This window comes from Streptomyces sp., assembly GCF_036524955.1.
Lineage (GTDB): Bacteria > Actinomycetota > Actinomycetes > Streptomycetales > Streptomycetaceae > Actinacidiphila.
This window is the reverse complement of the sequence record NZ_DATDBG010000078.1, coordinates 1-21,950: the sequence shown is the minus strand read 5'-3', so window position 1 is coordinate 21,950 and position 21,950 is coordinate 1. Positions and strand designations below refer to the sequence as shown.

Sequence of the window (21,950 nt, the reverse complement as noted above, 5' to 3'; positions counted from 1 at the left end):
CTCAGCCGCGTTTCGGTCGATGCCGCACGGTGTTTCACCGCCGTGACGAAGGGGTCATACATGTTACGTGGAGATGAACCACCCCCAGGTGCGGTGAAGGCTGTATACGGGTGGGGTACGGGGCGTGTGCGCGGGTACAGCGGGGGCGGAGCGAGATCGTATCGCGCGGGTGACGGATCGGCGGGGAGATCGGGACCGGCCGCGGACCCCCATCCGGATGACCTGGCGTGGGGAAGCCGAGTCTGGCTCTTCGGATGTGGGCCGCGGCCGGGGTCTGGGGTGCGGTGTCGCGCTCGCTACTGGGCGGGTGGGGCGGTCCGGGCGGGCGTACGGTCAGGCGGACTCGGCGACTTCGGGCAGTTCGGCCGAGAGCCGGTCGGCGAGTCGTACGACCTCGGGTACGTCGCCGAAGTCGCGGACCGCGTTGCGGGCGGTGGTGCGGATCCGGGTGTTGACCCGCTCGGAACGTATGCGGACGGCGACGGCGATGGCGTGCTCGGTGACGTGCGCGGCTTGCTCGGGCTCCTTCATGAGCAGGTGGACGCTGCCCATGCCGACCAGGTTCAGCGCGTAGGCGCGCTGGTGGACCGGGTCGTCGCGGAATCCGTTGACGGCCCGTTCCATCTCGGGCCGGGCGAGTGAGGCGTAGGTGGGGCTGCGGCCCGCGACATAGGCGAGGTCGCGGTAGGAGTGCGCGTTCTCCGCGTGCAGCTCGGCCTCGGTGAAGAAGCTGATCCACGCGGGGTCCGCGGCGGGGCGGGCATCGGCGAAGGTGTCCTCGGCCATCCGGACCGCGCGGTGGCACTTGTTGACCTGGCCCATGTTCGCGTACGCCCTGGCCTCCAGGGCGTACAGCATCGCCTGGGTGGTGGCGGTGGCCGAGTCGCGGCTGCCGTACTGGGCGAGGTGGATGAGCTCCAGCGCGTCCTCGGGCCGGTCGAGGTGGATCATCTGGCGGCTCATCGAGGAGAGCACGAACGCGCCGAGCGGGCGGTCGCCGGCCTCCTTGGCGGCGTGCAGCGCCAGGACCAGGTACTTCTGGGCGGTGGGCTGGAGGCCGACGTCGTAGCTCATCCAGCCGGCCAGGGCCGCGAGGTCGGCGGTGATCCGGTACAGCCGGCGGGCCACGGGCTCGGGCTGCCGCTCCTGGAGCAGGTCGGTGACCTCGTGCAACTGGCCGACGACGGCCTTGCGGCGCAGGCCGCCACCGCACTGGTGGTCCCACATCCGGAACATCGTGGCGGTGTCCTCCAGCAGGTCGAGCTCCTGCGCGGACAGCCCGCCGGGCCGGACGCCGTCGCGGGGGACGGCGTCCGGCCCGGCGCATTCCGGCGCCGGGGCGGGCGCGGCGGGCACCAGCCAGCGCTGCATCGGTTCGACCAGGGCGGGTCCGGCTGACAGCGCCAGGGAGGCGCCGAGGAAGCCGCGGCGTCCGAGCATCAGGTCGCTGCGGGAGAACTCGCTGATCAACTGGACGGTCTGCGGTCCGGCCCAGGGCAGGTCCACGGCGCCGCCGGCCGGTGGCTGGTGCGCGGAGCGCAGGCCCAGGTCCTCGACCGGGACCACGCAGCCGAAGCGTTCGGAGAACAGCTCGGACAGGATGCGCGGGATCGGTTCGCGGGGCTGCTCGCCGTCGAGCCAGCGGCGCACCCGGGAGGTGTCGGTGCTGACGTGATGGGCGCCGATCCGGCGGGCCCGGCGGTTGACCTGGCGGGCCAGTTCGCCCTTGGACCAGCCACTGCGGACGAACCACGAGTTCAACTGTGCGTTGGGCCGCTTCTCCGGTGTGGTGCCCACGGTCCAGCCCCCATCTGCGTCGTCAAACCCTCTGGTCCGAGGGTCCGTTGAGTCCGTCGCGCGCGGCGTCTCCCGTGACTCGCCCGTAACGCCGGACCGGCTTCGGCCGGTCGTGCGGAGGGCGGATTGCCTCCGGCATATCTGGCGGAGTAGGCGGGGCAACCGCCGGACTCACGAACTGAACGTAGTCCCACGATCACCCATCCGGCGACTCCCGTTATGGAAACGCCATCATTCGCCACCCCTTCGCATGAACTCTGCACCCGGTCATGGCGATTCACTTGACACATGCCGGTCGTACGAGGTCAGGCGCGGGCGTAACCATCGGTGTCGGCGATGCGTTGGAGGGGTCATGGTCTTCACGATCGGCAGCATGCGCGAGATGCGGCAGCAGCGGACAGGCGTGCGCGACGCGGCCCGGCTGGCGGCCCTGCCCGGAGTGCGGACCGGCGCCCGCCGCCGGACGCACGCCGCCGTGTGCACGACCGTCGCGCAGTACGCGGCGCTGTGCGGCTGGTCGGTGGTGCCGGGGACGCGGGCGGCGCGCGGCGGCGGCGCCTGTTCGTGCGGGGATCCGGGGTGCCGGGTGCCGGGCGCCCATCCGCTGCCGCTCGCCGAGGAGATCCCGGCGGGCACCCCGCGTGATCAGGCCGCGAAGGCGTGGGCTCGGGTGCCGGGCGCGTCGGTGCTGCTCCCCGTGGGCCACTCCTTCGACGTACTGGACGTCGCGGAGGCGTCCGGGCACCGCGCGCTGGCCCGCCTGGAGCGCATGGGGTTGCGCCTCGGGCCGGTACTGCTCACGCCCGCGGGGCGCGCGCAGTTCTTCGTCGCGCCGGGCGCCGCGGCCGAGCTGCCGCACCTGCTCTACCGGACGGGCTGGGACGACGCGCTGCTCGACCTGCGCTGCCTCGGCCCGGGCGACCACGTCACCGCTCCCCCGTCGGACCACGCCGGCCTCGGCCCGGTCCGCTGGTTGCGCGAGCCGCTGCGCGACGCCGTGTCCCGGCCGTTGCCGCAGCCCGGATCCCACCCCCCCGAGGCCCGCCTGCTGCTGGGCACGCTGGCGTACGTCTGCCACCGCGACCGGGTGCACCTGTGAACCCCGTCCACGGGTAAGGGGCGCCCACCGGCGCGGGCGCCCCTTACGTATACGTCCGGGCCGGACCAATGCCGTCCCGGCACACGATGACTACTCCCCGATCAGCGCCTCCACGAACGCGTCGGGTTCGAAGGGCGCCAAGTCGTCGGCGCCCTCGCCGAGGCCCACCAGTTTGACCGGGACGCCGAGCTCGCGCTGGACGGCGACGACGATGCCGCCCTTCGCGGTGCCGTCGAGTTTGGTGAGGACGATGCCGGTGATGTCCACCACTTCGGCGAAGACGCGGGCCTGGACCAGGCCGTTCTGACCGGTGGTGGCGTCCAGGACGAGCAGCACCTCATCGACCGGGCCGTGCTTCTCCACCACCCGCTTGACCTTGCCGAGCTCGTCCATCAGGCCGGTTTTGGTGTGCAGCCGGCCCGCGGTGTCCACCAGGACGGTGTCGGCACCCTCGGCGATGCCCTCCTTGACCGCGTCGTACGCGACGGAGGCGGGGTCGCCGCCCTCGGGCCCGCGTACCGTACGGGCCCCGACCCGCTCGCCCCAGGTCTGCAACTGGTCGGCGGCGGCGGCGCGGAAGGTGTCGGCGGCGCCGAGTACGACGCTGCGGCCGTCGGCGACCAGCACCCGGGCGAGCTTGCCGGTGGTGGTGGTCTTGCCGGTGCCGTTGACGCCGACGACCAGGACGACGGCCGGGGACTGCTCATGGCTCTCGGTACGCAGGGTGCGGTCGAGGGTGGGGTCGACCAGGGTGAGCAGTTCCTCGCGGAGCAGTCCGCGCAGCTCCACCGGGGTCCTGGTGCCCAGTACCCGCACCCGGGTGCGCAGCCGCTCGACGAGTTCCTGGGTGGGGGTCACTCCGACGTCGGCGGTGATGAGGATGTCCTCGATCTCCTCCCACGTCTCCTCGTCCAGGCGCTCCCGGGAGAGCAGGGTGAGCAGACCCTGGCCCAGCGAGGTCTGGGACCGCGACAGCCGGGACCGCAGCCGTACCAGCCGGCCGGCCGTGGGCTCGGGCAGCTCGATCTCGACCGGCGGGGCCGGGGCCTCCTCCAGCGCCTCGGGTGCGAGGGTCGCGCCGGGGAGCGCGACTTCTTCGATGGTCCTGCGGGGCTCCTCCCGCGGGACCGCGGCCTCGTCGCCGACATGGGGTTCGGCGGGAGGCGTGGGGATCGTCGGGGTGCTCGGCGGCGCTGGCGGCAGCTGCTGCTTCTTCTTGCGGCGGCTGCCGATCACCAGCCCGCCGGCCCCCAGGATCACGACCAGGGCGATGACGACGGCAAGGATCAGGATTTCCATAACCCGACCAGTATCCCCATCTTTTCGCCGGCCTCTCGCCTCCGGGCGCTGCCGGGTTCGCCGTGCAGGCGTCGAGCCAAAGGCCGCGCCGGTGTCGAAAGCAACGAGGAGAAGGAGCGAGGCACGAGCGACGTACGACGAGGACCGTCGACACCGGGTCCGAGCGGCCGGGGGCGAGAGGGCGGCGAAAAAGTCAGCCCATCTCCTCCAGCGTCTTGCCCTTGGTCTCCTTCACGAAGGCCAGCACGAACGGGATGGAGGCCACGGCGAAGCAGGTGTAGATCACGTACGTGCCGGACAGGTTCCAGTCGGCGAGGCTGGGGAAGCTGGCGGTGATCGCCCAGTTGGCGATCCACTGGGCGGAGGCGGCGACGCCCAGCGCGGCGGCGCGGATCTTGTTCGGGAACATCTCGCCGAGGAAGACCCAGACCACGACACCCCAGGACAGGGCGAAGAAGAGCACGAAGCAGTGCGCGGCGATCAGCGCGACGGTGCCTTCGGCGCTGGGCAGCGTGTCGCCGTGCTTGGACGAGAACGCCCACGCCTCCAGGGCGAGCGAGACGGCCATGCCGGCGGAGCCGACGAGCGCGAGCGGGCGGCGGCCGATCCGGTCCACGAAGATCATCGCAATGACGGTGCCGATGATGTTCACGATCGAGGTGGTGAAGGAGTAGAAGAAGGAGCTGCTGGGGTTGATGCCGACGGACTGCCACAGCGTGGAGGAGTAGTAGAAGGCCACGTTGATGCCGACCAGCTGCTGGAAGGCGGACAGGCCGATGCCGATCCAGACGATCGGCAGGAAGCCGAACCGGGAGCCGAGCAGGTCCCGGAAGCTGGCCTTGTGCTCGCGCCGCATCGCGTGCTCGATCTCGGCGACCCTGGCGTCCAGGTTGATGTCGGTGCCCTCGACGTCGGCGAGGACGGCCCGCGCCTTCTCCTCGCGCCCGACGCTGAGCAGGTAGCGCGGCGACTCGGGGATGGCGAAGGAGAGCAGTCCGTAGATCACGGCGGGTACGACCATGACGCCGAGCATGAGTTGCCAGGCCTCCAGGCCGGCGAGGGTGCCGCGCTGGTCGCCCTCGGCGGCGTTGAGGATGCCCCAGTTCACCAGCTGGGAGACGGCGATGCCGAGGACGATCGCGGCCTGCTGGAAGGAGGCGAGCCGACCGCGGTAGGCGGGCGGGGCCACCTCGGCGATGTAGGCAGGGCCGATCACCGACGCCATGCCGATGGCGAAGCCGCCGACGATCCGCCAGAAGGCCAGGTCCCACAGGGCGAACGGCAGGGCGGAGCCGACCGCGCTGAGGGTGAACAGGACGGAGGCGATCCGCATGCACCGGATCCGGCCAATGCGGTCGGCTATGCGTCCGGCGGTGGCGGCGCCGATGGCGCAGCCGATCAGGGCGACGGCGATGACCTGGGCCAGGGCGGCGGACCCGATGCCGTACTTGTCACGGATCGCCTCGACGGCGCCGTTGATGACCGAGCTGTCATAGCCGAAGAGGAAACCACCCATGGCGGCGGCAGCGGTGATGAAGATGACGTGGCCGAGGTGCTCGGGGAGGGCGGAATGACCCGAGGTCCCGGTCGCTGGTGCGGTGCTGGTCAAGGTGGTCTCCCCGGGCTCGACGGCGAGCCCTCACATGAGGTCTGGATCTTCGGGATGTCTGCCGACGCGCGGTCGGTCACCACTCGAACATATGGGCAGATCCTCAGAGAGTATGCCTACAAGTTTCAGATGCAAAGACTGCTGATTACGTCTGAAAATGGCCGAAACCCGCCTACACCACCGCTGGATGTGTTCACCGCTTGAAGAAGAAGAGACAGGCTGTGCAGTGGACGGGGCCCGGGAGCGCCCTACGCGGTCTGCTGTTTACCGTCCCGCAGCCGCTGGCTGATCACCTTGGACACGCCGTCGCCCTGCATGGACACGCCGTACAGGGCGTCGGCGACCTCCATCGTGCGCTTCTGGTGCGTGATGACGATCAGCTGCGAGCTCTCCTGCAGTTCTTCCATGATCCGGATCAGTCGCTGAAGGTTGGTGTCGTCCAGTGCGGCCTCGACCTCGTCCATCACGTAGAACGGGCTCGGCCGGGCCTTGAAGATCGACACCAGCATCGCCACCGCGGTCAGTGAGCGTTCACCGCCCGACAGCAGCGACAGCCGCTTGACCTTCTTCCCCGGCGGGCGGGCCTCAACCTCCACACCCGTGGTGAGCATGTTGTCCGGATCGGTGAGCAGCAGCCGGCCCTCGCCGCCGGGAAAGAGCCGGGAGAAGACGCCCTCGAACTCGCGGGCGGTGTCGTGGAAGGCGGCGGTGAAGACCTGCTCGACCCGCTCGTCCACGTCCTTGACCACCTGGAGCAGGTCGGCGCGGGTCTTGCGCAGGTCCTCCAGCTGCTCGGTGAGGAACTTGTGCCGCTCCTCGAGCGCGGCGAACTCCTCGAGCGCCAGCGGGTTCACCTTGCCGAGCTGCGCGTATGCCTTCTCGGCCGCCTTCAGCCGTTTCTCCTGCTCGGCCCGGACGTAGGGGCGCGGCTGGTTCCGCGGGTCCGCCGGGTCCTCGGGCGGGATCTCGCCCTCGGCGGGCGGGGACGGGGGCACCGACTGCTCCGGGCCGTACTCGGCGACCAGCCCGGCCGGTTCCATACCGTGCTCCTCCAGCGCCTTGGCCTCCAGTTGCTCGATGCGCAGCCGCTTCTCGGCGCCCAGCACCTCGCCCTTGTGGACGTCCCCGGTCAGCCGGTCGAGTTCGCTCTTGAGCTCCCGGCCGCGCCGGCGCTCGAGACCGAGTTCGGCCTCGCGTTCGGCCCTGGCCTGTTCGGCGGCGGCGCGCTCGGCCTCGGCGCGGCCGACCGAGACCTGCACGCACGCCAGCAGTCCGCGGGCGCCGGCCAGTACGGCGGCGGCGACCGACGCCTCGTACGCCAGGCGCGCCCGGCGCCGCTCGGCCCTGGCCCTGGTCTCCCGCTCGGCGCGGGCCGCCCGGTCGAGCCCGTCGGCACGTCCGGCCAGGCCCTTGACCCGCTCCTCGTGGGTACGCAGCTGGAGCCGCGCCTCCATCTCGGTCTGCCGGGCGTTGGCGCCGTCGGCGGCGAGCCGGTCCCGTACCGAGGTGTCGGGTTCCTCCTCGCCGGGTTCCTCCTGGGCCTCGCTGAGCCGGTACGACAGCTCCTCCAGCTCCTCGCGGGCCGCCGCCAGCGCCTCCTCGGCGCGTACCACGGCAGCCGCGGCGCGGTCGGCCTCGCCCGACGCGGCGCGCGCCTGGCCGCCGAACCGGCCGAGTTGCTGGGCGACCGACGCCTTCTGCTTCTCCGCGGCCCGCCGCCGCTGCCCCAGTTCGTCCACCGTGCGGGCGGCGGCGGCCCGCCGGTCCCTGGCCTCCAGCTGCCGGCCGGCCAGTTCGGCGCACCGGACGTCGAGCCGTTCGAGCTCTGCCGTCGCCTCGTCCACCGCGGCCTGCACCTCCAGCACGCTGGGCGCCTTGGCGGAACCGCCCTGCGCGGTGTGCGCGGCCAGCACGTCGCCCTCGGCGGTCACCGCGGTCAGCCCCGGATGCCGCGTCACCAGCGCTTCGGCGTCGGCGAGCGACGCCACGACGGCCGTGTCGGCCAGCAGCCGCCGCACCGCGCCCGCCAGTTCCCCGGGGACGGCGACCAGGTCCGCGGCCCAGCGCGCGCCGGCCGGCAGCTCATCGGTGGCGGTGGCGGTGGCGGTGGCACAGGCATCCCCGGGCTGCCGACCGCCGCCCGCCGGACCGCCGACGGGGGGCGCCGGGTCCGGAGCGCCCGCCAGCAGCAGGGACGCGCGGCCCGCGTCGTTCTTGCGGAGCAGGCGCAGGGCGTCGGCGGCAGCGGCGGGGCCGGTGACGGCGACCGCGTCGGCGGCGGCGCCGAGCGCGGCGGCGACCGGGATCTCGTAGCCGGGGGTGACGCGCAGCAAGGTGGCGGCCGAGCCGAGCACACCGGCCGGGCGGTCGCCGTCGCCCGTCCCGAGCAGCGCACCCGTACCGTCCTTGCGGCGCAGTGCGGGGGCGAGCGCGTCGCGGCGGGCGGCGACGGCGGCGCGCTGCCGTTCTGCGGCGGTGGCCGCCTCGCGGGCGGCGGTGAACGCCTCCTCCGCGGCCGCCTGCTCCGCGCGGGCGGCCTCGAAGCGGGCCTCCAGTTCGGAGTCGTCCGCGTCCAGGTCCGCCACCTGGGCGCGCAGCTCCTCGTACTCGGCCTGCGCCGATTCCGCGCGGTCGCGGGCCTCGTCACGGGCGGCGGCCAGCCGGCCGATCTCCGCCTCGGCGGCGACGGCCCTGGATCGGGCCGCGTTGAGCTGGCCGTTCAGGCGGGCCAGGCCCTCGCGGCGGTCGGCGATGGCGCGGGCGACCCCCTTGAGCCGGGTCTCCTCCTCGGCGAGGTGGCGTTCCAGTTCGGCGCGGTGGCCGACGGTGTCGTCCAGGGCACGCCGGGCGGCGTCGAGGGCTTCGCCGAGCTCGGCCTCCTGCTCGCGGATACGGGCGGCCTCCCGTTCCATGTCCTCCGGGTCGCGCCCCCTGCGCTCCTCGGCGGGCTGGCTGGTGGCGTGCCGGTGCCGCTGTTCGGCCAGGCCGATGGTGCCGCGGACCCGCTCGGCGAGCTGGGAGAGTTCGTACCAGGTGGCCTGGGCCCGGCTCAGCCGCGGCAGCAGGGCCCGTACCTGGTCCTCAAGGCGGGCCTCGCGCTGGACGGCGGCGGTGAGGTGGGCCTCCACGGCGTCCCGGCGCTCCTTGAGCGCGGCCTCGTCGGCGATCTCGGCGCGCAGCGCCTCACGAAGGGTCACCAGGTCGTCGGCGAGCAGCCGCAGCCGGGCGTCGCGCAGGTCGGCCTGGATGACGGCGGCCCGGCGGGCGACCTGTGCCTGCCGGCCGAGCGGTTTGAGCTGGCGGCGCAGCTCGCCGGTGAGGTCGGTGACCCGGGCGAGGTTGGCCTGCATCGCGTCGAGCTTCCGCAGCGCCTTCTCCTTGCGCTTGCGGTGCTTGAGGACGCCCGCGGCCTCCTCGATGAAGGCGCGGCGGCCCATCGGGTCGGCGTGCAGCACGGAGTCGAGCTGGCCCTGGCCGACGATGACGTGCATCTCGCGGCCGATGCCGGAGTCGGAGAGGAGTTCCTGGATGTCCAGCAGCCGGCAGGTGTCGCCGTTGATCTGGTACTCGCTGCCGCCGTTGCGGAACATGATCCGCGTGATGGTGACCTCGGCGTACTCGATCGGCAGCACACCGTCACTGTTGTCGATGGTCAGCGACACCTCGGCGCGGCCCAGCGGGGGGCGCCCGGTGGTGCCGGCGAAGATGACGTCCTCCATCTTGCCGCCGCGCAGCGACTTGGCACCCTGCTCGCCCATCACCCACGACAGTGCGTCCACCACGTTGGACTTGCCGGACCCGTTGGGTCCGACCACGCAGGTGATACCCGGTTCGAAGCGCAGCGTCGTCGCCGAGGCGAACGACTTGAAGCCGCGCAGGGTGAGGCTCTTGAGATGCACGCCGGTCGACTCTACTAGTTGGTGCGGTGCTCGTTCGTGCTGCGCGGTTTCACTGCGGAATGTGCAGGGCACATCAGACGTAGAGCGGGGCGGAGCCGGGATCGGGACTGGGGAGGAACACAGGTAGGGCGGGACGACGAAGGGACGCCGAAGCGTCCCTTGCAGAAATTCTCAAGCGGTGTCCGGGGACACCTGTCCGGCTTGTGGCCGTTCAGGCGAGCACGGGCTCCGCGTGAGCTACGTCGATGCTGCCGAGCAGCGACTCTTCATGCGACGCCACAGACAGCGCGTCATTCTCCGCCTGGATCCGCAGGAGCTCGGATTCCAGGTCCTGAACGCGCTGCTGAAGCCTTCGCATCTCGGCGAGGAGTCGCGGGTCCGGACCGCCGACGTAACCGAGAAGCGCCTTTGCCATGATTGATGGTCCTCCACGCTGAGTGACCGACCGAAGCGGGGTAGGTCGTGGGTGAGGGGTACGCTCCCGCGCGGGGTGTGGGCCCGTGACCGCCTCTTAGCGTTCCGTGGAGTCACGTGCGCGGGGCTTCCAGCGTCTCACCAAATACGGAGACGGTCAACACGATCACAGCCCAGCCCTCGGGTTCGCCTCAGAAAACACGGCGCGGAGTGCGCTGTGGGCTGCCCGGGTGGCATCGAGATCATCCTCGATGGGGGCAGCCTGACACGGCGTCCGCCATAAGGCAACAGGTTGTGCTCATCTGATCTCGAAACCGTCGTATCCGCCTCGCGGGACCCCCCAGATTTCGGTCACTCCCTCGACCCGCCCGGGCGTGTCACCGTGGCGCAGCCGATCGAGCAGGTGTTCGCAGTCCGCCCGGTCGCCCTCGGCGACCATCTGGACCCGGCCGTCGTCCAGATTGCTCGCGTAACCGGACAGCCCGCCGATCTCCAGCGCGGTGGCCCGGGCCCACCAGCGGAAGCCGACCCCTTGCACCCGGCCGCGCACCCACGCGGTGAGCCGAACTGTTTCGTTCATGTGCGCACGCTATCCCGCCGGTATTGGCCGCATCACATCGCTCGCGGGCGTCTTTCGCTACTGTCACCCCCCGGCAGGAGTTCACACGTTCGGATCAACCGCGCCAACCGCGCTATGGGGCGGCCCCCGGGCCAGGAGCGAACCGTGCGGGCGGACCGCCGGCCGGCGGTGTCCGGGCGCGGTCCCGGAGCAGTGAGGAGGGTGCGGATGGGGCGTCACAGCCGTCATGCCCAGGCGCCGGCACCGCGGAAGCGTCCCCGCGGGCATCGCGGGCGCCGCAAGGGCCGTCCGATACGCAGCGGGCTGCTCACCTCGTGCGCCGCGCTGGCGGTGGGCGCGGTGGTCGCGTCCACCGGACTGCTGTCCGGGGTGACGGACCGACTGCCGTACGGGGGCGACGGCGCCTCCGGCGCCCAGGCCGACGGCGACCCGGCCACCGGCAGCGACCCGCCCTCACCGCTGGGCGGGAGCACCACGCCGGCCCCGGGGCGGACCACCGCCGGGGCCGGGTCGCCGTCGGCACGTGGCACCACGAAGGCGCCGCGCCCGGCCGCCTCCCCCACCCGTACCGCCGCGAGCCCGGCCGCCACGGCGCCGAGCGCCCCGCGGACCACCGGCGCACCGACCGTGCCGGTGGTCACGCGGCCGGCCACCACCGCGCCCGGGCCGCCGGGCGGCGGCCCGCCGAGCACGCACCCGGCGACGGCCGACCCCGGCACCACGGCCCGGGCCGCCGTCCTGGCCCTGGCGAACCAGGAGCGGGCCGCGGCCGGCTGCTCCCCGCTCACCGCGAGCTCCGCGCTGGAGAGGCTGGCGCAGGACTTCACCGAGGACATGGCCGCCCGCGACTTCTTCGACCACACCGACCCGGACGGCGACACGCCGTGGGACCGGGCGGCACAGCTCGGGATCACCAACCTCGGCGGCGAGAACATCGCCCGCGGCCAGGCCGACGCCCAGGCGGTGACGGCCGCCTGGATGAACAGCCCCGGCCACCGGGCGAACATCCTCGACTGCGACTACCGGACCCTGGGCGTCGGCGTCCACTACGGCACAGGCGGCCCGTGGTGGACGCAGGACTTCGGGTTCTGAGCGGTCCGGGTCACACCGCCGCGAGGGCCGCGCGGCCCGCGACCTGAACGCGGGCGGCCTGGGCGAGGCGGCGGCCGAGGTGCTCGGCGGTGGCGATGTCGGCCTTGTGGACGGCCTCCGGGCCCTCGTCGTTGTTGGTCTGGGCGCCGGCTCCGAGGAAGAAGCCGAGGCGGTTGATGTCGTGCTCGGACGCATCGGAGGTGTTCCAGCCGGGGTGCAGGCCCAGGTTGACCCAGTTCATGCCGTGCTGGGCGGCGAGCAGCGAGAAGAACTGGAGGGTGTGCAGCTTGTCGCCGCTCTTGGAGCCGGAGTTGGTGAAGCCGGCCGCGAGCTTGTCCTGCCAGGAGTGGCCGAACCAGCGCTTCGAGCTGTCCTCGGCGAACGCGTGGAAGGCGGCGGAGGCGGTGCCCATGTAGGTGGGTGAGCCGAACGCGATGGCGTCCGCGCCGTCCAGCAGCAGCCACTGCTCGTCGGTGATCTCGTCCACCTTGATCAGGTGGACCACGGCGCCTTCGGCGGCGGCGCCGTCCCGGACGGCCTCGGCGACGACGGTGGTGTGCCCATAGCCGGAGTGGTACGCGATGGCGACGACAGGGCTGGTCACAGGGGTGGACACAGTGTGCTCCTCGGGTGGGGTCCCCGCGGACGGAGACCACGGGTGGGGACTCGCACAGTTGAACACTAACTATTCGAAAGCGCAACCCGAGAGAGAGCGCTGTGTGAATGTGCGGTGCGGGGGTACTCTCGTGGTATGGCAGAGACCATGGAGGGGGCCACGAAGTCGTGTGGCGTCGATGCGGCCGTCGAGGCCATCGGGGGGTTCGACGTCTTCGCCCGCAGTTGTCCGTCCCGCGGCACCCTGGAGCACGTCACCGGCCGCTGGGGAAGCCTTACGCTCGGCGCGCTCCACGAGGACACGCTGCGCTTCAACGAGCTGCGGCGGCGGGTGGACGGGGTGAGCGAGAAGATGCTGTCCCAGACCCTGCAGGCGCTGGAGCGCGACGGCCTGGTGATCCGCGACGCCCAGCCCACCAACCCCCCGCACGTCGAGTACCGGCTCACCCCCCTCGGAACCGAGATCGCCGGGCGGCTGCTGTCGCTGATCTCGCTGGTGGAGGGGCGGATGCCGGACGTGCTGGCCGCGCGGCAGACCTACGACGTGGCGCGGGGCACCGGCTGACACCGCGGGCAGAAGTAGCTGGACCGGTTCATCCAGGGGCGCCGGCGGATCGGGGTGCCGCAGCGGCGGCACGGCCGGTCCTCACGCCCGTACGCGTCCAGGGAACGGTCGAAGTAGCCCGACTGGCCGTTCACGTTGACGTAGAGGCTGTCGAAGCTGGTGCCTCCGGCGGCCAGGGCGTCGCCCATCACCTCGCGGATGTGCGTGAGCAGCTCCGCGGTCCGGGGGCGGGTCATCGTCGCGGTCGGGCGCTCGTAGTGCAGCCTGGTGCGCCACAGCGCCTCGTCGGCATAGATGTTGCCCACCCCGCTGACCAGGGACTGGTCGAGCAGGGCGCGCTTGATGGTGGTGCGCTTGCGGCGCAGCGCCGCGTGGAAGGCGTCGTCGTCGAAGGCGGGGTCGATCGGGTCCCTCGCGATGTGGGCCAGCGGGTAGGGCAGGCCCTCGGGGTCGTCCGGCACCGGCTCGTGCAGGGAGAGGCCGCCGAACGTGCGCTGGTCCACGAAGCGCAGGTCGGTGCCGAGGTCGTCGGTGAAAGTGATCCGGACCCGGAGATGGGTTTCGCTGCGCCCGGCGGCAGGGCGGATCAGGAACTGCCCGCTCATGCCCAGGTGGGCGGTGAGGACGAGGTCGTCGGTCAGGGGCAGCCACAGGTACTTGCCCCTGCGGTGGGCACGGCCCATGACGGCACCCCGGAGCTGCTTCACGAAGTCCTCCGGGCCCCCGGGGTGGCGGCGCACGGCGCGCGGGTGGAGGACCGTCACGTCGTCGACGGTCCGGCCGGACACCCACGTGGCGAGGCCCCTGCGGACGACTTCCACTTCCGGCAGCTCCGGCACGGCTCTCCTTTGTGTGCGGACCTTTTTGTGCGGAAGTGGGCGCCCCGTCCGGGGCGCGGGGAGCGGGCGCTCAGCCCGCCGGCTGCCGATGGTCCGGTGGCGCCACGACCGCCGCGGTGACCACCCGCGAGCCCTCACCGGACCGGTCGGGCGGTTCCCCGGGCCTGCCCGGGGCTCAGCCCGCCGTCGTGGTCGCCGTCTTCCGGATCGCGCGCCAGGCGGCCTCGGCGGCCTGCTGCTCCGCTTCCTTCTTGCTGCGGCCCGTGCCGGTGCCGTACTCGACACCGCCGACACGGGCGGCAGCCGTGAAGGTCTTCTCGTGGTCGGGGCCGGACTCGGTGACCGCGTATTCGGGGACGCCGAGACCCTCGGTGGCGGTCAACTCCTGCAAGGACGTCTTCCAGTCCAGGCCGGCGCCCAGGTTGGAGGACTCCTCGATGAGCGGATCGAAGAGGCGGTGGACCAGCTCGGAGGCCGCGTCCAGGCCCTGATCGAGATAGACCGCGCCGATCACCGCTTCGAGGGTGTCCGCGAGGATGGACGCCTTGTCCCGGCCGCCGGTACCCTCTTCGCCCCGGCCGAGCCGGATGAACGCGCCCAGGTCGAGCCCGCGGCTGACCCCGGCCAGCGCCCGCGAGTTGACCACTGCGGCCCGCAACTTGGCGAGCTGGCCTTCGGGCAGGTCCGGGTGGATGCGGTAGAGGGTGTCGGTGACCACCAGGCCGAGCACCGAGTCCCCGAGGAACTCCAGCCGCTCGTTGGTGGGCAGCCCGCCGTTCTCGTACGCGTACGAGCGGTGGGTCAGCGCGCGCACCAGAAGGGCGGGCTCGAGTCGGTACCCGAGCCGCCCTTCCAGAAGCGTGTGGGACGAGGCTTTGTCCGTCGCGGCCTGATGCGACGCCGGTGCGTCTGACGTGGAGGACACTGAGCCTGTCACCCGCCGATCAGACCTCGAGGACCTGACGGCGGTTGTAGGTGCCGCAGCTCGGGCACGCGATGTGCTGGAGCTTCGGCTCGCGGCAACGCTCGCACGCCACCAGGCTCACGGGCGCAGCCTTCCACTGCGAACGGCGGTGGCGCGTGTTGCTGCGCGACATCTTCCGCTTCGGAACAGCCACGGCTACTTCTCCTGGTTCTCGTCTTGGAAATCCTTCAAGGCCGCCCACCGGATGTCGGTGACCTCGTGGTGGTGGTCCGGTTCGTCGGCGAGCCGCACACCGCATTCGGCGCACAGGCCCGGACAGTCGTCCCGGCACACCGGCTGCATCGGCAGTGCGAGCACCACCGCGTCCCGCAGCACGGGTTCGAGGCCGAGCAGATCGGCCTCGAGGTAGAACACGTCCTCCTCCTCGGCGTCGTCACCGGCTTCGTCCCTGCGGGCGGTCCTGGTGTCGGCGTCGGGGTAGGAGAACATCTCCTGGAAGTCCGCGTCCAGCTCGCGCTCGACGGGCTCCAGGCACCTTACGCACTCCCCCCGCAGCGGCGCGCGGGCGGTGCCGGTGACCAGCACGCCCTCCATCACCGACTCCAGGCGGAGGTCCAGCTCGACGGTGACGCCCGCGGGCACCCCGATGACCTCGATCCCGAGGTCTTCGGGTGCCGGCACCGAACGGGAGACCTTCTTCATCGCACCAGGACGCCGACCGAGCTCGCGTGTGTCGAACACGAGCGGGTCGCGGTGGTCGAGGCGGGTGTTCAGGGCTTCCTGCTTTCATCGGTACGGCCCGGCACCGCGTCCCTCGGGGGCGGGCAGGCCGAAGCGCCGGCGATTCACACGGCTGGAGCTGACAGGATACTGGACGCGCCGCCTCCGCCCAAACAGAGCCGCGTCGGCTCCCCTTGGCGAAGGGGTCAGCGCCCCTGTTCCAGCTCGCGCAGCCTGGCCAGGTCGATCATCCCGGTGTCGAAGAAGCTGGTCTCGTCGAGCGCGGGGGTCTGCGCGTACTCCTGCGCGGGGGCCTGCTGCTGATACGGGGCCTGCGAGGTGTACTGCTGCCGTTCGTAGTCCTGGCCGCCGTACTCGTACCCCGGGCCCGCCTCCGGGGTGTAGCCGTACGGGTCCTGGTAGCCGGCCTGTGGCGCGTACTCCTGCTGCCGGTAGTCGTACGACGGGTTCTGCGGGTAGCCGTAGCCGTCGCCGCTCTGCGGCGCGGCGGGCTGGGCGGCGGCGGGGTCGTAGCCGTACTGGGAGAGGTCGGCCTGTTCGGGGGCGGCGGGGGCGGCGAGCCCGGCCAGGTACTCGGCGTCGCTCTGCCGGTGCGGCCCGGAGTCCTGGGAGCCGTCCGCCGCGTCCTGGGCGGCGATGTGCGCGGCGAGGTCGTCGATCGGGTTGTGCCCGGTGAGCTTGAGCCGGCCGCGGCCGACCGCCTCCAGGGTCTTGGTGAGGACGGCCTCGAACGCGCCGAGCTTGGTGTCCACGTACTCGTCGGCGCGGCGTCGCAGCGTCTCGGGGTCCGCACTGCGCTCGGGGGCGTCGGGGTCGGCGTCGCCGTAGCCCTGTACGTCCTGCGTGTACGGGTCGCGGCCGAGCAGCTTCTCCCGGCCGCGGTCGACCGAGCCGATGGTCTTGGTGAGGACCACCTCGAAGTTGGCGAGCTTGCTGTCGACGTAGTCGTCGGCCTCGGCGCGGATCTCGTCGGCCTCCCGGCGGGCCTCGGCGATGATCCGCTCGGCCTCGTCCTGCGACTGCCGGGCGATCTGGGTGTCGGAGACCAGCGAACCGCGTTCGGCGTGCGCCGACTCGATGATCCGCTGGGCTTCGGCGCGCGCCTCGGCGACCATCTGCTCGCGGTCGCCGAGCAGTTCGCGGGCCTGTGACAGGGAGTCGGGGAGCGCTGCGGAGACCTCTTCGAGCATGGCCAGCAACTCGGCCCGGTTCACCACGCAGGAGGCCGACATCGGCATGGACCGGGCGCCGGCGACGGCGGCGGTGATCTCATCGAGCTTCTTCTGGACGTCCACGACGACGACTCTACTGCCGCCGGAGCCTGGCGGTGAGTGCCTCCAGGACAGGGGGCGGCACCAAGTGGGAGATGTCACCGCCCCATTGGGCGACCTCCTTGACGAGGCTGGAGGACAGGAAACTGTAGGCCGGGTTGGTCGGGACGAACAGGGTCTCCACACCGGACAGGCCGATGTTCATCTGCGCCATCTGGAGCTCGTAGTCGAAGTCGCTGACCGCGCGCAGGCCCTTGACGATGGCGGGGATGTCGCGCTGCTTGCAGAAGTCGACCAGCAGCCCGTGGAAGGACTCGACCTCGACGTTGCCGAGGTCGCCGGTGACCTCCTCGATCAGGGCGATCCGCTCCTCGATCGTGAACAGGCCCTGCTTGGAGCGGTTGATCATCACGGCGACGTGCACGGTGTCGTACAGCCGGGAGGCGCGGGCGATGATGTCGAGGTGTCCGTTGGTGATGGGGTCGAAGGACCCCGGACAGACTGCGCGGCGCAAGACTGGCTCCTCGCTCTCCGTACGGGCGTGCCGGGTGCTGGGTCTCATGGCGGACTCATGTCGGATCGGGCGGGCTCATGACCCGGCGGCGACCTGGGCGGCGCGACCGTACCAAAGAGTCGCCTCGCCGTAGCGCCGGGAACGCAGGCCCTCGATCCCCGGCGGCCAGCGGAACTCGCCGCCGCGGGTGCCGCGCTCCACGGTGACCAGCGCTTCCTCGGCCAGCCAGAGATGGGACAGGAGTGTGAGCAGGATCTCCCGCAGCTGGTCGTCGCCCACGTCGTACGGCGGGTCGAGGAAGGCGATGTCGTACGGGTCCGCGGGCGGCGGCCCGGTCACGGTCTTCTCGGCGCGGGCCGGCCGCACCTCGGCGCCGGGCAGTCCGAGCGCCGCCACGTTCTGCCGGATCACCCGGGCGGCCCGCGGTTCGGCCTCGACCAGCAGGACGTGCTCGGCGCCGCGCGACAGGGCTTCGAGCCCGACGGCTCCGGAGCCCGCGTACAGGTCGAGCACCCGCGCGCCGGCGAGGGTGCCGCGGAGCGACTGCCAGGTGGAGAACAGCGCCTCCCTGGCCCGGTCCGACGTCGGTCGCGTTCCGGTCCCCGGCGGCACGGCCAGTCGCCGCCCTCCGGCGGCGCCGGCGATCACACGGGTCATGAACTGCTCACGACGACGACACTACCCCCTGCCCCGTGTCCCTCCCGGGTGCGGGGGGCTTCCGCACCGCCTTGCGCACGGCTTGTACGGGGCGTGTGCGCGGCTTGTACCGGGCGTGCGTGGGCTTGCCCGCGCGGCCCTGCCGCCCGCGGGCACCGCACGGGGCACCGGTCGCTACCCCTTGTCCAGGTACTCCTCGCGGTCCGCGTCCAGCAGGCTCTGCAGGGCGCCGCGCAGGTCGGGGTGGGCGGCGAGTTCCGGGTCGGCCCGTACGACCGCGGTGGCCTCCTCGCGGGCCGCCGCGATGACCTCCTCGTCGTCGATGACGGCGAGGACCCGTAGCGAGGATCGGGTGCCGGACTGGGCCTGGCCGAGGACGTCGCCCTCACGGCGCTGTTCGAGGTCGATCCGGGAGAGTTCGAAGCCGTCGAGGGTACGGGCGACCGCGTCCAGCCGGGTGCGGGCCGGTGTGGCCTCGGGCGCCTCGGACACCAGCAGACACAGGCCGGGTGCCGACCCGCGCCCGACCCGGCCGCGGAGCTGGTGGAGCTGCGACACTCCGAACCGGTCGGCGTCCATGATCACCATCGCGGTGGCGTTGGGCACGTTCACCCCCACCTCGATCACGGTGGTGGCGACCAGCACGTCCACCTGGCCGGCCGTGAACCGGCGCATCACGTCGTCCTTGGCGTCCGGCGCCATCCGGCCGTGCAGCACCTCGACGCGGAGTCCGCGCAGCGGGCCGTCGGCGAGGGCTTCGGCGATGTCGAGGACGGCCAGCGGGGGGCGGCGCTCGCCGTCGTCGGGAAGTTCACGGAGTTCACCGAGGTCACCGAGGTCGTCGCCGGGCACGTCGGGGTCGTCGGACGGCTTCCCGGCGCCCTTGCCGTGCTTGCCGTTCCGCCGCGCAGCCCTGGGGTCCTCCTCGTCGCCGATCCGCGGGCAGACCACGTACGCCTGGTGACCGCCTTCGACCTCCTCGCGCACCCGCTCCCAGGCGCGGGCCAGGAAGTGCGGCTTCTCCGCGGCCGGTACGACATGGGTGGCGATCGGCGAGCGCCCGGCGGGCAACTGGTCCAGGACCGAGGTCTCCAGGTCGCCGAAGACCGTCATCGCGACCGTGCGCGGGATCGGGGTGGCCGTCATCACCAGCAGGTGCGGCGGCTGGTCCGCCTTGCCCCGCAGCGCGTCCCGCTGCTCCACGCCGAACCGGTGCTGCTCGTCCACCACGACCAGCCCCAGGTCGTGGAATCGCACCTTGTCCTCGATCAGCGCGTGCGTGCCCACCACGATGCCGGCCTCGCCGGTCACCAGGTCGAGCAGTGCCTGGCGGCGGGCCGCGGTGCCCGTCGAACCGGTCAGCAGCGCGACCTTGGTGCCGATGTCGGAGCCGCCGAGCATGCCGGACTCGGCGAGGTCGCCCATCATCTCGGTGATCGACCTGTGGTGCTGCTGGGCCAGCACCTCGGTGGGCGCGAGCATCGCCGCCTGGCCGCCCGCGTCCACCACGCCGAGCATCGCGCGCAGCGCCACCAGTGTCTTGCCCGACCCGACCTCGCCCTGCAGCAGGCGGTGCATGGGGTGCTCGGTTTCCAGGTCGGCGAAGATCTCCGTGGAGACCGAGGTCTGGCCCTCGGTGAGGGTGAAGGGCAGTTTCGCGTCGAAGGCGGCGAGCAGGCCGTCCGAGCCGGGCCGGCGGGGCACGGCCGGCAGGGCGGACTCGGCGGCGCGGCGGCGGGCGAGGGCGACCTGCAGGACGAACGCCTCGTCCCACTTCAGTCGCGCCCTGGCCGTCCGGATGTCCGCCCTGCCCTGCGGCCGGTGCATCTTCTCCAGCGCCTCGGGGAGCGGGACCAAGCCCCTGGCGTGCCGCAGTTCCTCGGGCAGCGGGTCGCCGACGCCCTCCCAGCCGGTCGCGGCAAGGGAGTTGAGCGCGGTGTCCACGGCCTGGGCGATCCGCCAGGAGGTGATCTGCTTGACCGCGGGATACAGCGGGATCAGGCGGTTGGCGAAGGCGTCCACCGCCTCCTCGCCGTCGTCCGCGTCGAGCAACTGGTAGTCGGGGTGCGCCAGCTGCCGGGTGCGGTTGAAGACGGACACCTTGCCGGAGAACATGCCGCGGCGGCCCGGGATCAGCCGGTGGGCGTGCGCGTGCGCGGCCTTGCTGAAGAAGACCAGGGTCAGTGAGCCGCTGCCGTCGGTGACGACCACCTCCAGCCGTACACCGGAGCCGCCGCCGTACGTCCGTTTGTCCGCCTTGGCGATCTGCGCGACCACCGTGGCGTACTCGTCCACCGGGAGGTCGGCGAGCCGGGTCAGCTCCCCCCGCTCGGCGTACCGCCGCGGATAGTGGTGCAGCAGGTCGCCCGTGGTGTGCAGGCCGAGGTGCTCGCCGAGCACTTTCGCGGTGCGGTCGCCGACGAGCTTGCGGAGGGGTTCGTCCAGGGGATTGGACGCTGCGGTGGACATCGCCGTCCATCTTTGCGCACGGCACCGACAAAGTGCCGCCCGCCCGCCCACTGCCGCCCGTTCGGCGGGCCCCTTGACTGCCGCGCCTTCGCCTCCGGGTGCTCGGACCCGGTGTCGGCGGTCGACCGTGCTCGCTCGTTCCTCGCTCACTGCGCGCGGTTCTCCCTCTCGACACCGGCGCACACTTCGGCTCGGCCGCTACGGGCGGGCCGCTATTCGACGCCGATGATCAGGGGGCAGGAGTGGTGGCCTCCCTCGTAGGTGACGGTGTCCACGGCGAGGTGGCGGTCGCGGACGTGGGCCTCGACGCGGTCGGCGAGGCCGGGCGGGGCCGCGGCGCCCAGGACGAGGGTGACGAGTTCGCCGCCGGCCGCGAGCATCCGGTCGAGTACGGTCGCGGCGGTCTCCGCCAGGCCCGCGCCGATCACCGCCACGTCGCCGTCGATCAGGCCGAGGACGTCGCCGGCCTGGCAGACCCCGGCCATGGTCCACGAGCGGTGCTCGGCGATGGCGAGTTCGGCGTAGCGGGTGGCGCCCGCGGCCGAGGTCATGGCGACGACGTCCTCGTCGAAGCGCCGGGACGGCTCGTGCACGGCGAGCGCGGCGAGGCCCTGCACGGGGGAGCGCGTCGGGATGAGGGCGACCCGTACCCCGTCGGCCCTGGCCTGCTCGGCCGCCGCACCGGCGGCGTGCCGCAGCTCCGCGTCGTTGGGCAGCAGGACGACCTCCCGGGCGTGTGCCCTGCGGACGGCAGCGGCGATCTCCCCGCTCGCGGGCTGCTCCCCCGGTCGTACGGCCACCACGGTCGCCCCGGCCTGCCCGCACAGCCCGGCCAGTCCCTCCCCCTGCACCACCGCCACCACGGCCCGCGTCGCCCGCTCGCCCCTGGGTTCCCGCGCCTGGTCCCGGAAGTGCGTCACCTTGATCCGGTACGGACGCCCGACCTCGATCCCCGCTTCGATCGCGGCCCCCACGTCGTCGACGTGCACATGCACGTTCCACAGCCCGTCCCCCCCGACGACGACCAGCGACTCCCCCAGGGCGTCCAGGCGCCCCCGCAGCCCGGCGACGGCCTCGTCCGGCGCCTCCAGCAGGAAGATCACCTCGAACCCGGGCCCGCCGTCCTCCCGCGGCTCCTCGCCGCCGGAGGGCTGACGCCCGAGTTCCTGGAGCGGTCCGCCGAGGGACGAGGCCACCCGCGGAGGGAGCGAGCAGGAGGACCGACCAGGAGTCGGGCAGCCTTCGCTCTCGGGCCAGGCGGGGGTGCCGGCCGTGCGGTGCCCGGGGTGTCCGGGCCCGGCGGCGGTCGCGGGCGGCGCGTCCGGGTCGTGGAGGGGGTGGGCGTGGGGGTGGGCGTGGCGCAAGGGCGTACCGGAATTCGTGGACGCGGCAGAGGCGTCGCCCTGCGGGCCCGTGGGAGCGTCGCCGGACACCGCGTCGCAGAGCGCGGCGAGGCCGGCGACGAGGCCGAGGCCGCCCGCGTCGACGACGTTGGCCCGGCGCAGTACGCCGAGTTGGTCGGGAGTCCCGGCGAGCGCGGCCAGCGCGCCCGCGTGGGCGGCGCG

General features: G+C 72.5%; 19 protein-coding genes. 3 read left to right on the top strand and 16 right to left on the bottom strand.

Translation table 11 applies throughout. From position 1 onward, the window contains the following. Positions 1–333: 333 nt before the first annotated feature. Positions 334–1,797: a hypothetical protein gene (locus VIW71_RS06980; RefSeq protein WP_331621114.1), complete on the bottom strand. Its 1,464-nt coding sequence runs from the start codon at positions 1,795–1,797 to the stop codon at positions 334–336. 352 nt (positions 1,798–2,149) lie between these two features. On the opposite strand from VIW71_RS06980, the gene VIW71_RS06975 reads away from it, so the two are divergent. After that, positions 2,150–2,896 (top strand): bifunctional DNA primase/polymerase, encoded by a 747-nt coding sequence (locus VIW71_RS06975; RefSeq protein WP_331621113.1) that lies wholly within the window; start codon positions 2,150–2,152, stop codon positions 2,894–2,896. 90 nt (positions 2,897–2,986) lie between these two features. Here the strand turns inward: VIW71_RS06975 and ftsY are convergent, their stop codons facing one another. The 5 genes from ftsY to VIW71_RS06950 form a co-directional block, all read right to left on the bottom strand. Continuing rightward, the gene (gene ftsY / locus VIW71_RS06970) at positions 2,987–4,195 is read right to left on the bottom strand and encodes a signal recognition particle-docking protein FtsY (protein ID WP_331621111.1); all 1,209 of its coding nucleotides are present in this window, start codon (positions 4,193–4,195) and stop codon (positions 2,987–2,989) included. 193 nt (positions 4,196–4,388) lie between these two features. Then, on the bottom strand, positions 4,389–5,804 hold the full coding sequence (locus VIW71_RS06965; protein ID WP_331621110.1) for a sugar porter family MFS transporter: 1,416 nt from the start codon (positions 5,802–5,804) through the stop codon (positions 4,389–4,391). Between the two features lie 248 nt (positions 5,805–6,052). Further along, complete coding sequence (gene smc / locus VIW71_RS06960) at positions 6,053–9,703, bottom strand: chromosome segregation protein SMC (protein ID WP_331621109.1); 3,651 nt, start codon at positions 9,701–9,703, stop codon at positions 6,053–6,055. Between the two features lie 211 nt (positions 9,704–9,914). Continuing rightward, a complete protein-coding gene (locus VIW71_RS06955; protein WP_331621108.1) occupies positions 9,915–10,118 on the bottom strand; it encodes a hypothetical protein in 204 nt (67 codons plus the stop codon). Positions 10,119–10,415: 297 nt separating this feature from the next. Next, complete coding sequence (locus VIW71_RS06950; RefSeq protein WP_331621107.1) at positions 10,416–10,697, bottom strand: acylphosphatase; 282 nt, start codon at positions 10,695–10,697, stop codon at positions 10,416–10,418. A gap of 207 nt (positions 10,698–10,904) precedes the next feature. On the opposite strand from VIW71_RS06950, the gene VIW71_RS06945 reads away from it, so the two are divergent. Continuing rightward, positions 10,905–11,789 (top strand): CAP domain-containing protein, encoded by an 885-nt coding sequence (locus VIW71_RS06945; RefSeq protein WP_331621105.1) that lies wholly within the window; start codon positions 10,905–10,907, stop codon positions 11,787–11,789. 10 nt (positions 11,790–11,799) lie between these two features. Here the strand turns inward: VIW71_RS06945 and VIW71_RS06940 are convergent, their stop codons facing one another. Then, positions 11,800–12,393, bottom strand: coding sequence for a flavodoxin family protein (locus VIW71_RS06940; protein WP_331621130.1), 594 nt, complete (start codon positions 12,391–12,393; stop codon positions 11,800–11,802). 159 nt (positions 12,394–12,552) lie between these two features. Here VIW71_RS06940 and VIW71_RS06935 point away from each other — a divergent pair, with 159 nt between their 5' ends. Beyond that, entirely contained in the window at positions 12,553–12,969 is a 417-nt protein-coding gene (locus VIW71_RS06935; RefSeq protein WP_331621129.1) for a winged helix-turn-helix transcriptional regulator, read from the top strand. Here the strand turns inward: VIW71_RS06935 and mutM are convergent. From mutM to VIW71_RS06890, 9 genes are all read right to left on the bottom strand, one after another. Beyond that, positions 12,942–13,808: a bifunctional DNA-formamidopyrimidine glycosylase/DNA-(apurinic or apyrimidinic site) lyase gene (gene mutM, locus VIW71_RS06930; protein ID WP_331621104.1), complete on the bottom strand. Its 867-nt coding sequence runs from the start codon at positions 13,806–13,808 to the stop codon at positions 12,942–12,944. The genes VIW71_RS06935 and mutM overlap by 28 nt on opposite strands. A 175-nt stretch (positions 13,809–13,983) precedes the next feature. After that, on the bottom strand, positions 13,984–14,745 hold the full coding sequence (gene rnc, locus VIW71_RS06925; protein WP_414720681.1) for a ribonuclease III: 762 nt from the start codon (positions 14,743–14,745) through the stop codon (positions 13,984–13,986). 7 nt (positions 14,746–14,752) lie between these two features. After that, the gene (gene rpmF, locus VIW71_RS06920; protein ID WP_331621103.1) at positions 14,753–14,926 is read right to left on the bottom strand and encodes a 50S ribosomal protein L32; all 174 of its coding nucleotides are present in this window, start codon (positions 14,924–14,926) and stop codon (positions 14,753–14,755) included. A gap of 2 nt (positions 14,927–14,928) precedes the next feature. Then, on the bottom strand, positions 14,929–15,474 hold the full coding sequence (locus tag VIW71_RS06915; protein ID WP_331621102.1) for a YceD family protein: 546 nt from the start codon (positions 15,472–15,474) through the stop codon (positions 14,929–14,931). Positions 15,475–15,659: 185 nt separating this feature from the next. After that, the gene (locus VIW71_RS06910) at positions 15,660–16,769 is read right to left on the bottom strand and encodes a cell division initiation protein (protein WP_331621101.1); all 1,110 of its coding nucleotides are present in this window, start codon (positions 16,767–16,769) and stop codon (positions 15,660–15,662) included. Positions 16,770–16,779: 10 nt separating this feature from the next. Beyond that, a complete protein-coding gene (gene coaD, locus VIW71_RS06905; RefSeq protein WP_331621100.1) occupies positions 16,780–17,259 on the bottom strand; it encodes a pantetheine-phosphate adenylyltransferase in 480 nt (159 codons plus the stop codon). 75 nt (positions 17,260–17,334) lie between these two features. Continuing rightward, positions 17,335–17,916 carry a 16S rRNA (guanine(966)-N(2))-methyltransferase RsmD gene (gene rsmD, locus VIW71_RS06900; RefSeq protein WP_331621098.1) on the bottom strand — a complete coding sequence of 194 codons (582 nt, stop codon included), beginning with the start codon at positions 17,914–17,916 and terminating at the stop codon, positions 17,335–17,337. A 174-nt stretch (positions 17,917–18,090) separates the two neighbouring features. Then, entirely contained in the window at positions 18,091–20,385 is a 2,295-nt protein-coding gene (gene recG, locus VIW71_RS06895) for an ATP-dependent DNA helicase RecG (RefSeq protein ID WP_331621097.1), read from the bottom strand. A gap of 212 nt (positions 20,386–20,597) precedes the next feature. Beyond that, the coding region (locus tag VIW71_RS06890) for a dihydroxyacetone kinase (RefSeq protein ID WP_331621095.1) at positions 20,598–21,950 on the bottom strand (1,353 nt) is incomplete at its 5' end.

Bases quoted from the DNA above. Each gene is read 5' to 3' on its own strand.
- recG (WP_331621097.1), bottom strand. From the start codon at position 20,385: ATGTCCACCGCAGCGTCCAATCCCCTGGACGAACCCCTCCGCAAGCTC.
- VIW71_RS06935 (WP_331621129.1), top strand. From the start codon at position 12,553: ATGGAGGGGGCCACGAAGTCGTGTGGCGTCGATGCGGCCGTCGAGGCC.
- VIW71_RS06950 (WP_331621107.1), bottom strand. From the start codon at position 10,697: ATGAACGAAACAGTTCGGCTCACCGCGTGGGTGCGCGGCCGGGTGCAA.
- VIW71_RS06945 (WP_331621105.1), top strand. From the start codon at position 10,905: ATGGGGCGTCACAGCCGTCATGCCCAGGCGCCGGCACCGCGGAAGCGT.
- rsmD (WP_331621098.1), bottom strand. From the start codon at position 17,916: ATGACCCGTGTGATCGCCGGCGCCGCCGGAGGGCGGCGACTGGCCGTG.
- VIW71_RS06955 (WP_331621108.1), bottom strand. From the start codon at position 10,118: ATGGCAAAGGCGCTTCTCGGTTACGTCGGCGGTCCGGACCCGCGACTC.
- ftsY (WP_331621111.1), bottom strand. From the start codon at position 4,195: ATGGAAATCCTGATCCTTGCCGTCGTCATCGCCCTGGTCGTGATCCTG.
- VIW71_RS06975 (WP_331621113.1), top strand. From the start codon at position 2,150: ATGGTCTTCACGATCGGCAGCATGCGCGAGATGCGGCAGCAGCGGACA.